Origin of the sequence: Pseudescherichia sp. (assembly GCF_031987975.1) — a bacterium.
GTDB lineage: Bacteria > Pseudomonadota > Gammaproteobacteria > Enterobacterales > Enterobacteriaceae > Pseudescherichia.
The window spans coordinates 187,496-199,594 of the sequence record NZ_DALZYX010000008.1 but is presented as its reverse complement, the minus strand read 5'-3'; the positions used below and the strand labels follow the sequence as shown (position 1 = coordinate 199,594).

The following is a 12,099-nucleotide window of genomic DNA, read 5'->3' as shown; positions in this document are numbered from 1 at the left end:
AAAATGCCGTCGTAGTCCTTTAGTGCGCTTTATCGTCAGCCACGGAGGACTGCAACGCCTGGGCGAAGGATTTCGCAATAGCCTGCCGCTGTGCCGGGGCAACGCTGGTGTTGATCAGGTTCGTGACCATGTTTCCCAGTACCATCAGGGAGAGATCGGTCGGAGCATGGTGTTTTTCCAACACGTTCGCCAGCTCGCTCAGCAGTTGTTCAACGTGTTCATCACTATAACGGGAAATCTGTGGCATAAAATCAGAATCAGTCTCTTTATGAAAGGGCAACATATTACCGTAGCAACAGCTTTTTTTCTGCTTTTTTATCTCTGGTTGCGCTGTTAGCTTTGCGGTGGTTGAATACGCCGGTCTAAAAGGAGAGTTTATCATGAGTCTGGATATCAACCAGATTGCCCTGCACCAGCTTATCAAGCGTGATGAGCAAACCCTTGAGCTGGTGCTGCGCGATTCATTACTGGAGCCGACGGCCACCGTTGTTGAGATGATGGCCGAGCTGCACCGGATCTACAGTGCAAAAAATAAAGCCTACGGCCTGTTTAACGACGAGAGCGAGCTGGCAGACGCGCTGCGCCTGCAGCGCCAGGGTAACGAAGATTTCCTCGCCTTTAGCCGGGCGGCGACCGGACGCCTGCGCGACGAGCTGGCAAAATACCCCTTTGCCGACGGCGGCATTGTGCTGTTCTGCCACTACCGCTACCTGGCGGTGGAGTATCTGCTGGTGGCGGTGCTGAACAACCTCAGCAGCATGCGCGTTAATGAGCAGCTCGATATCAGCTCGACCCACTATCTCGACATTAACCATGCGGATATCGTGGCGCGGATCGATCTCACCGAGTGGGAGACCAATCCAGAGTCTACGCGTTACCTGACCTTCCTGAAGGGAAGGGTAGGGCGCAAGGTTGCCGACTTCTTTATGGATTTCCTCGGGGCCAGCGAGGGGCTAAACGCCAAGGCGCAGAACCGCGGCCTGCTGCAGGCGGTGGATGACTTTACCGCCGAAGCGCAGCTGGATAAAGCCGAGCGCCAGAGCGTGCGTCAGCAGGTCTACAGCTACTGCAACGAGCAGTTACAGGCCGGAGAGGAGATCGAGCTGGCATCGCTGTCGCAGGAGCTGGGGGGCGTTAGCGAGGTGAGCTTCCAGGCGTTTACCGCCGATAAAGGCTACGAGCTGGAGGAGAGCTTCCCGGCGGATCGCAGCACTTTGCGCCAGCTGACCAAGTACGCCGGCAGCGGCGGCGGCTTAACCATCAACTTTGATGCGATGCTGCTCGGCGAGCGTATCTTCTGGGATCCGGCAACGGATACGCTGACCATTAAGGGTACGCCGCCCAACCTGCGCGATCAGCTGCAACGCAGAACGTCAGGTAAGTAGCAATAAAAAACCCCGCCGAAGCGGGGTTTTTTTTCAACACGTTAGCGATTAAGCGCGAACGAAGTCGATGTGAGTCAGTTTAGGTTTGTACGGGTGACGCTGTACAGCCTGAACTTTAACTTTAACTTCGGTACCGTCAACAACCAGGGTCAGAACTTCGCCGTAAAAACCTTCTTTGGCCTGCATGTTCATGACTTTGTCGTGGTCCAGTTCGATAGCGATCGGGGCTTCAGTGCCACCGTAAACGATCGCCGGGAACTTGTTAGCGGTACGCAGGCGGCGGCTCGCACCCTTACCCTGCTCTTTACGTGCTTGTGCTTCGATAGTGAACATATCAATTTCTCTTCAATAATTCCTGCTACAGGCGACCCAGCAGCAGGCAGATTTCTGGCTTTACGGATGTAAAGCGGGCGATATAGTAGCCCTGAATTGCTTTTTCTTCAACGAAAAGTACGCTAACCACGCAATTCGTTTGCCCGGCGGAAGCGGCCTTCATAATCAAACACCTTCTCCCGCACCTGCCAGTACTGGCCCTTCAGGCGCGCTACCACAAAATCGGGATGGCGCAGCAGCGCCTGCTGGGCGACGATATCGGCAGCCACGATCCAGCGCAGCGGCACCCCTGGCGTACGGGTGTGCGGGCGGATAAAGAGCTGCTCAAAGGCGGTGCGCTGGGCCGGGGTATGCAGGCGGAAGCGCTCGCTGACGTCGGCGCCGTCCTCATCGTAATAGGTGATCTTCAGCCACTCGCCCTTGGCGTCCGCGCCGTGCTGTAGATCCATGCCGCTACAGCGCAGCACCAGGGCATCCTTCAGCTTCAGCGCCGCCTTCAGCATATCGTCCGGATCCACCAGCACCGTATTACACTCCCGGCAGCGGCGGGCGGCAATGTCGTTTTCGGCATTGCACTGGGGGCAGTTTTTAAAGCGAAAGCGGTAGCTGCACTGCTCCCGGTGGCCCTCGTCATCCTCAAAAAAGCCCTGGCAGCGGCGGCCAAAGTGCTCAATTAAGGTGCCGTCGGCGGCCATTTTGCCCCAAAAGGTGTTAGCAAAACCGCAGTCGGGGCAGAAGACCTGCACCGGCACGTTATCGCTTTTTCCTTTGGGTTCCCCAACTTCCGGGGCATAGAGATCGTGCGGGTTACCGGCATAGTCGAGGATCAGACAGTCGGTTTTACCCGGCGCAAGACGCAGGCCACGGCCGACGATCTGCTGATAAAGGCTGACGGACTCCGTCGGGCGCAGAATAGCGATCAGATCGACGTGGGGGGCATCGAAGCCGGTAGTCAGCACCGAGACGTTCACCAGATAGCGAAAACGCTTACATTTAAAGTCCTCGATTAACGCGTCCCGTTCCGGGCCGGGGGTCTCGCCGGTGATCAGCGCCGCTTCGCCAGCGGGCAGCAGGCCGGTAATCTCCCGGGCATGCTCGACGGTAGCGGCAAAGATCATCACTCCCTGGCGCTCGGCGGCAAACTCTACGATTTGGCTGATGATGTGCGGCGTAATACGCTGCTGCTTTTTCAGCTCGCGGTTAAGATCCGCCTCGCTGAACAGGCCGCTGCTCTGCGCCTGCAGCCGGCTGAAGTCATACTGCACAATGGGCATATCCAGCCGCTCGGGGGGCGTCAGGTAGCCGTGCTTGATCATATAGCGCAGCGGCAGCTCATAGATGCAGTCGCGAAACAGCGCCTTGTCGGTGCCGCGCACCATGCCGTGGTAGTGGAACTGATAGATCCAGCCCTTGCCGAGGCGAAACGGCGTGGCGGTCAGGCCCAGCAGGCGCAGGCGAGGGTTGACCTTCGAGAGGTGGGCCAGGATCTGCTGATACTGGCTCTCATCGTCATCGCTGATGCGGTGGCACTCGTCGACGATCAGCAGGGAGAACTCGCCCTGAAAGTGGTCAAGGTTGCGGGCTACCGACTGCACGCTGCCAAACACGACCTTGCCATGGCTCTCTTTGCGCTTCAGCCCGGCGGCGTAGATATCCGCCTCCAGCCCCAGCGCCAGATATTTTGCATGGTTTTGCGCTACCAGCTCTTTCACGTGGGCGAGCACCAGCACGCGTCCACGCGCTACGCGGGCAAGCTCGGCGATAACCAGGCTTTTGCCCGCACCGGTGGGCAGGACGATCACCGCCGGCTCATGGCGATGGCGAAAGTGGGTGAGGGTAGCGTTTACCGCGTCACGTTGGTAGGGGCGTAGCGTAAAGGTCATTGTCTCTCGGCGTTCATTAGTCTGCTCATATTATGCCACGATATTTTCGCTTGAGCGCTGCTGAGACACCGTTATACTGAGAGATTCTCAATTGCTTCATTTTTTTCGGACTTCTGTCCGACTCCAGCACTCTTTACAGGCTAATAAGACTTCATGCGACTTGATAAGTTTATCGCTCAGCAACTCGGCGTCAGCCGGGCTATTGCCGGGCGTGAAATCCGCGGCAGCCGCGTTACCGTAGATGGCGATATCGTTAAAAACGCCGCGTTCAAACTCCTGCCCGAACACGAGGTAGAGTATGACGGCAATACGCTGGTGCAGCAGACCGGCCCGCGCTACTTTATGCTGCATAAGCCGCAGGGCTACGTCTGCTCTACCGACGATCCCGATCACCCGACGGTGCTTTACTTCCTTGACGAGCCGGTGGCCCATAAGCTGCATGCCGCCGGACGGCTGGATATCGACACCACCGGGCTAGTGCTGATGACTGACGACGGCCAGTGGTCGCATCGCATTACCTCTCCGCGCCATCACTGCGAGAAGACCTACCTGGTGACGCTGGAATCCCCGGTTAGCGACGACACCGCGGCGCAGTTTGCTAAAGGCGTACAGCTGCATAACGAACCCGAATTGACCAGGCCCGCCGTGCTGGAGGTGATTACCCCCACCGAGGTGCGTCTGACCATCAGCGAGGGACGCTATCACCAGGTTAAACGTATGTTTGCCGCCGTGGGTAACCACGTTGTTGGGCTGCACCGCGAGCGCATCGGGGCGATTGTACTCGACGCTGACCTGGCCCCGGGCGAGTATCGTCCGTTGACCGAAGAAGAGATTGCCAGCGTAGGCCTCACTTCCAGCTAACTTCAGGAGCCCGTAGTGACCACCAGGAAGCACTCTTCCCTGCGCATTGTCTTTATTCTTGGCCTGCTGGCCATGCTGATGCCGCTCTCGATCGATATGTACCTGCCCGCGCTGCCGGTGATTGCCCAGCAGTTCGGCGTTCCTGCCGGCAGTGCCCAGATGACCCTGAGCACCTATATTCTTGGCTTTGCGCTGGGGCAGCTGCTCTATGGTCCAATGGCGGACAGCATCGGGCGTAAGCCGGTGATCCTCGGCGGCACGCTGATCTTCGCGGCGGCGGCAGGGGCCTGCGCGCTGGCGCAGAGTATCGATCAGCTTATCACCCTGCGTTTTTTCCACGGCCTGGCGGCTGCAGCTGCGAGCGTGGTGATCAACGCCCTGATGCGCGATATCTATCCGAAAGAGGAGTTCTCGCGGATGATGTCGTTTGTCATGCTGGTGACCACCGTTGCGCCGCTGCTGGCCCCGATGATTGGCGGTGCGGTGCTGGTCTGGCTAAGCTGGCATGCCATTTTCTGGATCCTGGCCATCGCGGCGCTGTTGGCCTCGCTAATGATCTTTTTCTTTATTAGCGAGACGCTGCCGGTTGAGCGACGTCAGCCGTTTCACATTCGTACCACCCTCGGTAACTTCGCTACGCTGTTTCGTCACAAGCGGGTGTTGAGCTATATGCTTGCAAGCGGTTTCAGCTTTGCAGGTATGTTCTCGTTCCTGAGCGCCGGACCCTTTGTCTATATTGAGCTTAACCACGTCCTGCCGCAGAACTTTGGCTACTACTTCGCGCTAAACATCGTCTTCCTGTTTATGATGACCATCATCAATGGCCGATTTGTGCGGCGGGTAGGGGCGCTGAGGATGTTCCGCACCGGGCTGTGGATCCAGTTCGTGATGGCGCTATGGATGGTGCTAAGTGCCGCGTTCGATGTCGGTTTCTGGGCGCTGGTTGTGGGCGTGGCCGCCTTTGTTGGCTGCGTTTCGCTGGTGGCCTCGAATGCCATGGCGGTCATCCTGGATGAGTTTCCCCATATGGCGGGAACGGCCTCCTCGCTGGCGGGGACGTTCCGCTTTGGTATCGGTGCCATCGTAGGCGCGCTGCTCTCTTTGGCCACCTTTAACAGCGCCTGGCCGATGATCTGGTCTATTGCCTTCTGCGCAACCAGCTCGATTCTCTTCTATCTCTACGCCAGCCGGCCTAAACGCGGCTAGCGTACGCCTTCAGGGGGCAAAACTGCCCCCTTCTTTGACACATATCATTCCAATCTATTGTTAGATTGCTATCATTTGTTTCTTTTATGTAAAATCCATTTGTGTAAATGTCACACTATTGTAGTTAAAAAGGTTGAGTTAGATCGCAGAAACGGGTACATATACCCCCAAAAGGTGAGGCGGGAGATCATCCTCCCACCCTAATAATGAGGCTGCTAACCTTGTAAATTCAAGGATGTAAGCGGTTACTACATCGTGGCAGGCTGAAATGTCAATGATGTGTTAATATAGATGTAAATGAATTGTGAAGTGATTGCTTCGGGGAAGAACATGAATAGCTTAAATCTCTCTATTGTGCATCGGTTACCCCAAAGTTACCGCTGGCTGGCAGGTGCTGCTGGCTCGCAAGTCGAACCGATCCCATCGAACGGCCAGAGTGGTGATAACTGCCTGGTGGCGTTAAAGCTGCTGAGTCCGGACGGCGATATGGCCTGGCCGGTGATGCACAAGCTGAGCCAGGCGCTGAGCGATATCGAAGTTGATTGCTCCGTCCTGGAGTGCGAAGGCGAGCCGTGCCTGTTCGTTAATCGCCAGGATGAATTTGCTGCTACCTGTCGGCTGAAAAATTTCGGTGTGGCCATTGCCGAGCCGTTTGCCAGCAATAATCCTTTTTAAGACATCACGCCTGTTAAGAACACGCTAGCTGAGCGCCAGCAGCTGGCGCGTATAGTCATGCTGCGGATCGGCAAACACGCGCTGGCACTCTCCCTGCTCAACGACCTCTCCCTGCCTCAGGATAATCACCTGATGGCATAGCGCCCGCACCACCTGCAGATCGTGACTGATAAACAGATAGGCCAGCCGGTGCTTCTCCTGCAACGACTTCAGTAGGGCAAGGATCTGCGCCTGCACGGTGCGATCCAGCGACGAGGTCGGCTCATCCAGCACAATCAGCTCTGGCTGCAAAATCAGCGCCCGGGCGATGGCGATGCGCTGGCGCTGGCCGCCGGAGAACTCGGCCGGGTAGCGATGACGGGTTTCAGGATCGAGGCCCACCTCTTGCATCACCGCAATGACCCGCTCCTCACGCGCCTGCGGGGTCAGCGCTGGCTGATGCACGCGCAGCCCCTCTTCAATAATCTGCTGCACGTCAAGGCGGGGGTTAAGGGAGGAGTTGGGATCCTGAAAAACCACCTGCATCCGATGACGCACCGGCAGCATCTGCTTACGCCCCCACTGATTTAGCGGCTGGCCGTCAAATTGAATGATTCCTTGCGAAGCGATAAGACGCAGCAACGCCAGCCCGGTGGTGCTCTTGCCCGAGCCTGACTCGCCCACCAGGCCTAAGGTTTCCCCCGCCCGCAGGGTAAAGCTCAGATTGTTGACCACCGGCTTATGGCCGACGATGCGCTTAAAAATACCCTTTCGCTGCGGGAAGGCGACGCCGAGGCGATCTACCTCAAGCAACGGCGGCGCGTCGGGCGGCAGGGGAACCGGATCGCCCGCCGGATCGCTTGCCAGCAGGCGCTGGGTGTAAGGATGCTGCGGCGCGCTAAATAGTGTCGTCGCCCGGTTCTGCTCCACGCAGCGACCGTTATGCATCACCGCCACGCTATCCGCCAGTTTGCGTACGATATTCAGGTTATGAGTGATAAACAGCAGGCCCATATTCAGCTCATCACGCAGCTCGCGCAGTAGCTGTAGAATTTGTGCCTGCACCGCCACGTCCAGTGCGGTGGTAGGCTCATCGGCAATAAGCAGCTCCGGACGGGTCAGTAGCGCCATCGCAATCATCACCCGCTGACGCTCGCCGCCGGAGAGCTGGTGGGGGAAATCCCCCAGCCGCGCGCGGGCGTTACGGATCCCCACCCGATCGAGACAGGTCAGGATCTCGGCGCGCGCCGCCTCACGCCGCATACCGCGATGCAGGGAGAGCACCTCATAGAGCTGCTTCTCCAGGCTGTGCAAGGGGTTGAGTGAGACCATCGGCTCCTGAAAGATCATGGCGATCTTATTCCCGCGCACGCCGCGCAGGGTCTGCTCGCTGGCGTGAAGCAGCGACTCGCCGTGAAAGCGGATATCGCCGCTGGGATAGACCACCGGCGGCGAGGGAAGCAGGCGCAGAATCGACAGGGCGCTAACGCTTTTGCCAGAGCCGGATTCCCCAACCAGCGCCAGGGTTTCACCAGCCTCGACCTGTAACGAGAGATCGCTAACCACGGTGCGCAGCTGATCCTGTTGGCGGAAGGCGACCGAGAGCGAATCAATAGTGAGGAGGGGAGTCATATCAGAGCGCCTTGTTGGGATCGAACGCATCACGCACGGCTTCGCCAATAAAGATCAGCAGCGAGAGCAGCACCGCCACCGAGAGGAAGGCTGCAATGCCTAGCCACGGTGCCTGCAAATTGTTTTTACCCTGTAACAGCAGCTCCCCCAGCGAGGGTGAACCCAGCGGCAGACCAAAGCCGAGAAAGTCGAGGGAGGTCAGGGTAGTGATGGAGCCGCAGAGAATAAAGGGCAGGAAAGTGAGGGTGGCGACCATCGCATTTGGCAGCATATGGCGAAGGATGATGTCGCGATCGCCCACCCCCAGCGCCTGCGCTGCACGGATATAGTCGAAGTTGCGGGTGCGCAGAAACTCCGCCCGCACCACGCCCACCAGGCTCATCCAGCCGAAGATCACCGTGATCGCCAGCAGCCACCAGAAGTTGGGCTGGATCACGCTGGAGAGCAGAATGATCAAAAACAGGGTCGGCATGCCTGACCAGACTTCAATAAAGCGCTGGCCCCAGAGATCGATCCTGCCGCCGTAGTATCCCTGTAATGCACCCGCCAGCACGCCAATTACGCTGGAGCAGAGAGTCAGCATCAGACCAAACAGCACCGAGATGCGCGTGCCGTAAAGGATACGCGCCAGCACGTCGCTGCCGTTGGCATCGGTTCCAAACCAGTTCTGCGCCGAGGGGGGAGAAGGAAAGGGGGTATCAGTGGCGAAATTAATGCTGGTGGCACCAAAGCGCACCGGGGCAAACAGCGCCCAGCCGTGGGCGGCGAGCTGCCTTTGCAGCCACGGATCCTGGTAATCCGCTGGGGTGGCAAATGCGCCGCCGAACTCTGTCTCGCTGTAATCCTTTAGCACCGGCACGTACCAGCGATCGTGGTAGTGCACCAGCAGCGGCTTATCGTTGGCGATCAGCTCTGAGGCGAGGCTCAGAAGAAAAATCACCGCGAAGATCCACAGCGACCAGTAGCCGCGGCGGTTATGGCGAAAGCGCGCCCAGCGGGCCTGGTTGACGTGGCTTAATCGACGCATCAGCGACCCTCGAAATCGATACGCGGATCGACCAGCGTATAGCTGATATCGCTCAGGATATTTAGCAGCAGGCCAATCAGCGTGAAAATATAGAGCGTACCAAACATCACCGGATAGTCCCGGGACACGGTCGCCTCATAGCCCAGCAGGCCGAGGCCGTTGAGAGAGAACATCACCTCGATCAGCAGCGAGCCGGTAAAGAACATGCTGATAAAGGTGGCCGGGAAGCCAGCGATTACCAGCAGCATGGCGTTACGGAAAACGTGTTTATGCAGGATGCCCCGCTCGCTCACCCCTTTCGCCCGGGCGGTCACCACATACTGCTTGCGGATCTCATCGAGAAACGAATTTTTGGTCAGCATGGTCAGCGCCGCAAAGCCACCGATGACCGTCGCCAGCACCGGCAGGGTGATATGCCACAGGTAGTCGGTAATTTTTTGATACCAGGGCAGGGTATCAAAGTTAGCTGACACCAGCCCGCGCAGCGGGAAGAGATCGTAGTAGCTACCGCCCGCAAACAGGACGATCAATAGAATAGCGAACAGAAAAGCGGGAATAGCGTAGCCGATAATAATAAACGCGCTGCTCCAGATATCGAAGCGGCTGCCGTTGTAAACTGCCTTGCGGATCCCCAGCGGGATCGACACCAGATAGATAATCAGGGTTCCCCATAGCCCAAGGGTTATGGAAACCGGCATGCTGTCTTTGATTAGCTGTAATACCGAGGCGCTGCGGAACAGGCTGTCGCCAAAGTCAAAGCGGATGTAGTTCCACAGCATAGAGAAGTAGCGCTCGTACAGCGGCTTATCGAAGCCGTAGCGTTTGGTGATCTCGGCGATCACCTCCGGATCCAGCCCGCGCGCGCCGCGATACTGGCCCTCGCCAACGTTGCCGACGCCGGTGCGGGCGTGGGTAGCGCCCATGCCTTCGCCGCCGCTGCCCGGCACGCCGCCCTGACTGCCAAACTCGATGGCGGCAATCGCCTGGTCCACCGGCCCGCCGGGGGCAATCTGGACGATAAAAAAGTTAATGGTGATGATCGCCCACAGCGTAGGGATCACCAGCAGCAGGCGGCGGATCAGATAAGCACCCATCGTCTCGTATGCTCCTTAGCGCCTGTCGGCAGGCAGTTTCGCCGCTTTATTGACGTCATACCACCAGGTATCAAACCCGAGGGAGTAGATCGGTCGCACCTCAGGCATAGAGAACTTGTCCCAGTACGCAAGACGATCGGCGGCCATATACCACATCGGCAGCATGTAGTAATTCCAGGTCAGAACGCGATCCAGCGCGCGCCCTAACGGAACAAGCTTCTCTTTATTCCCCTGGTTGGCAACGATCTGCGCCAGCAGGGTATCAATCACCGGGCTGCTAACGCCTGGCGTATTATAGGTGGAATCAAGGTATTGCGACCCCCAGGAGATCTGCAGATCGGTACCGGGCCACGGCGTGGCGCGCACGGTGCGCGGCATCATATCAAAGTCGCGGCTGCGCAGGCGGTTGGTGAGCTGGGAGTTATCCACCTGACGGACGTTCATCGTGATCCCCAGTCGCTCCAGATTATGCTGGAAAGGCATTACCCACAGATTATTGGCTCCGGCAGGCAGCAGCAGCTCAAAGCTGAAGGGCTTACCGGTTTTAGCGTTTACGCGCCGCTTGTTTTTCAACACCCATCCGGCATCGTCCAGCAGCTTGTTGGCCTTCAGCAGGTTAGGGCGATCGAAGCCGTCGCCTTTTGACACCGGCGGCTGGTAGATAGTGTTAAACACCTCCGGCGGCAGGTCGGCCTTCATCGGCGCAAGCAGGGTCAGTTCCGCCGCATCCGGATAGCCGCGCGCGGCGTACTCGGTATTCTGGAAATAGCTGTTGGTGCGGCTGTAGGCTTTATAGAACAGCGCCTTGTTCATCCACTCAAAATCAAAGGCGAGGGTCAGCGCCTCGCGCACGCGACGGTCACTAAACAGGGGACGTTGATTATTAAACGCCAGCCAGCGCGTATCCTGAGCCGATTCATTTTTCAGCTCCTGTTTAACGATTTGGTGATTGCTGAAATTTTTTCCGCTGTAGCGCGTGGCCCAGTTTTTGGCATCGCCCTCGGTACGCATGTCGAACGCACCGGCCTTAAAGGCTTCAAAGGCCACGTTATCGTCAAGATAGTAGTCGTAGCGGATCGTATCGAAATTCCATCGCCCACGGTTAACCGGCAGATTGGCTCCCCAGTAATCCTTCACCCGGCTGTAGATAATATATTGCCCCATTCGCCATTTGCTGATGCGGTACGGCCCGCTGCCCAGCGGCGGCGTGGCGAGAGGATCGCTGAGCTTGTGATCTTTCCAGAACTTCTCTGGCATCACCGGCAGGGTAAGCAGGCTGAGCATATCCTCTTTGCCCGGCTTCGCAAGCTGGATGCGCACCGTGAGCGGCGCAATGGCCTCCATCGTGGTGCCCTTGTAGATCAGGCGAAACTGTGGCACCCCTTCGGTCATAAATTTATGGAAGGTAAAAGCGACGTCGCGGGCGGTAATCGGTGAACCGTCGTGAAAGGTGGCGCGTGGGTTGAGGGAGATCTCCATCCACGAATAGTCATCGGCATAGCGCGCCACTTCGGCAATCAGCGGATAGTAGCTGCCCGGCTCGTCGTCGGACGTCGTGAAGAGCGAGTCATAGAGCGACTCCGTGCGCACCCCGGCATTACCACGCAGGGCAAAGCGGTTGAAGTTATCAAAGGTACCGATAACCGACAGCGTGACGTTGCCGCCTTTGGGCGCCGCAGGATCAACGTAGTCAAAGTGGGTAAAGTTGATGGCGTATTTCGGTTCGCCAATGACGGCAAAAGCATAGTTCTCTTTAATGGTCTGCGCCTGGCAGGTTAAGCAGAGCAGGGCAAGCAGCAGAGCAGAGAGGCGCGCAAACGTCATCAGGCAGTGTCCTTTTACCGGGCGCTATGAGTCAATGAATGATAAGTGACCTTGCGGATATTGTGAATATCATTTGCGTGTTATTACGTTGTGTAGAATTGGCCTGGCAAAAGAGCAAAAAAAAGCGCTGCCGAAGCAACGCTTTCATTTATGCTCTCTCGGTACTGGCCAAGGGAAAACCGGTCCTGGGGAGCTAGCTG

11 protein-coding genes are annotated in these 12,099 nt (G+C 57.6%); 4 read left to right on the top strand and 7 right to left on the bottom strand.

From position 1 onward, the window contains the following. Positions 1 to 19: 19 nt before the first annotated feature. Positions 20 to 247, bottom strand: coding sequence for a YejL family protein (locus RTN40_RS15910; RefSeq protein WP_312229315.1), 228 nt, complete (start codon positions 245 to 247; stop codon positions 20 to 22). Positions 248 to 380: 133 nt separating this feature from the next. Here RTN40_RS15910 and yejK point away from each other — a divergent pair, with 133 nt between their 5' ends. Continuing rightward, positions 381 to 1,385 carry a nucleoid-associated protein YejK gene (yejK, locus tag RTN40_RS15905; protein ID WP_312229314.1) on the top strand — a complete coding sequence of 335 codons (1,005 nt, stop codon included), beginning with the start codon at positions 381 to 383 and terminating at the stop codon, positions 1,383 to 1,385. Positions 1,386 to 1,433: 48 nt separating this feature from the next. On the opposite strand, the gene rplY is transcribed toward yejK, so the two are convergent. Then, entirely contained in the window at positions 1,434 to 1,718 is a 285-nt protein-coding gene (gene rplY / locus RTN40_RS15900) for a 50S ribosomal protein L25 (protein WP_312229313.1), read from the bottom strand. 122 nt (positions 1,719 to 1,840) lie between these two features. Continuing rightward, positions 1,841 to 3,601: a DEAD/DEAH box helicase gene (locus tag RTN40_RS15895; protein WP_312229312.1), complete on the bottom strand. Its 1,761-nt coding sequence runs from the start codon at positions 3,599 to 3,601 to the stop codon at positions 1,841 to 1,843. Between the two features lie 153 nt (positions 3,602 to 3,754). Between RTN40_RS15895 and rsuA the strand changes: the two genes are divergently transcribed. From rsuA to RTN40_RS15880, 3 genes are all read left to right on the top strand, one after another. Beyond that, the gene (gene rsuA / locus RTN40_RS15890) at positions 3,755 to 4,462 is read left to right on the top strand and encodes a 16S rRNA pseudouridine(516) synthase RsuA (RefSeq protein WP_312229311.1); all 708 of its coding nucleotides are present in this window, start codon (positions 3,755 to 3,757) and stop codon (positions 4,460 to 4,462) included. A 15-nt stretch (positions 4,463 to 4,477) separates the two neighbouring features. Continuing rightward, entirely contained in the window at positions 4,478 to 5,668 is a 1,191-nt protein-coding gene (locus tag RTN40_RS15885; protein WP_312229310.1) for a Bcr/CflA family multidrug efflux MFS transporter, read from the top strand. 330 nt (positions 5,669 to 5,998) lie between these two features. Then, entirely contained in the window at positions 5,999 to 6,343 is a 345-nt protein-coding gene (locus tag RTN40_RS15880; RefSeq protein ID WP_312229309.1) for a YejG family protein, read from the top strand. Between the two features lie 24 nt (positions 6,344 to 6,367). Here RTN40_RS15880 and yejF read toward each other — a convergent pair whose 3' ends face one another. The 4 genes from yejF to RTN40_RS15860 are packed head-to-tail and all read right to left on the bottom strand — an operon-like array spanning position 6,368 to position 11,899. Continuing rightward, complete coding sequence (yejF, locus tag RTN40_RS15875) at positions 6,368 to 7,954, bottom strand: microcin C ABC transporter ATP-binding protein YejF (RefSeq protein WP_312229308.1); 1,587 nt, start codon at positions 7,952 to 7,954, stop codon at positions 6,368 to 6,370. 1 nt (position 7,955) lies between these two features. After that, positions 7,956 to 8,981: a microcin C ABC transporter permease gene (locus RTN40_RS15870; RefSeq protein WP_312229307.1), complete on the bottom strand. Its 1,026-nt coding sequence runs from the start codon at positions 8,979 to 8,981 to the stop codon at positions 7,956 to 7,958. Continuing rightward, the gene (locus tag RTN40_RS15865) at positions 8,981 to 10,075 is read right to left on the bottom strand and encodes a microcin C ABC transporter permease YejB (protein ID WP_312229306.1); all 1,095 of its coding nucleotides are present in this window, start codon (positions 10,073 to 10,075) and stop codon (positions 8,981 to 8,983) included. The genes RTN40_RS15870 and RTN40_RS15865 overlap by 1 nt, the downstream gene beginning before the upstream one ends. A gap of 15 nt (positions 10,076 to 10,090) precedes the next feature. Continuing rightward, positions 10,091 to 11,899: an extracellular solute-binding protein gene (locus RTN40_RS15860; protein WP_312229305.1), complete on the bottom strand. Its 1,809-nt coding sequence runs from the start codon at positions 11,897 to 11,899 to the stop codon at positions 10,091 to 10,093. Positions 11,900 to 12,099 lie beyond the last annotated feature (200 nt).

Excerpts from the sequence above, each read along its gene's own strand:
- RTN40_RS15910 (WP_312229315.1), bottom strand. The coding sequence starts at position 247 with ATGCCACAGATTTCCCGTTATAGTGATGAACACGTTGAACAACTGCTG.
- yejK (WP_312229314.1), top strand. The coding sequence starts at position 381 with ATGAGTCTGGATATCAACCAGATTGCCCTGCACCAGCTTATCAAGCGT.
- rplY (WP_312229313.1), bottom strand. The coding sequence starts at position 1,718 with ATGTTCACTATCGAAGCACAAGCACGTAAAGAGCAGGGTAAGGGTGCG.
- RTN40_RS15895 (WP_312229312.1), bottom strand. The coding sequence starts at position 3,601 with ATGACCTTTACGCTACGCCCCTACCAACGTGACGCGGTAAACGCTACC.
- rsuA (WP_312229311.1), top strand. The coding sequence starts at position 3,755 with ATGCGACTTGATAAGTTTATCGCTCAGCAACTCGGCGTCAGCCGGGCT.
- RTN40_RS15880 (WP_312229309.1), top strand. The coding sequence starts at position 5,999 with ATGAATAGCTTAAATCTCTCTATTGTGCATCGGTTACCCCAAAGTTAC.
- yejF (WP_312229308.1), bottom strand. The coding sequence starts at position 7,954 with ATGACTCCCCTCCTCACTATTGATTCGCTCTCGGTCGCCTTCCGCCAA.
- RTN40_RS15870 (WP_312229307.1), bottom strand. The coding sequence starts at position 8,981 with ATGCGTCGATTAAGCCACGTCAACCAGGCCCGCTGGGCGCGCTTTCGC.
- RTN40_RS15865 (WP_312229306.1), bottom strand. The coding sequence starts at position 10,075 with ATGGGTGCTTATCTGATCCGCCGCCTGCTGCTGGTGATCCCTACGCTG.
- RTN40_RS15860 (WP_312229305.1), bottom strand. The coding sequence starts at position 11,899 with ATGACGTTTGCGCGCCTCTCTGCTCTGCTGCTTGCCCTGCTCTGCTTA.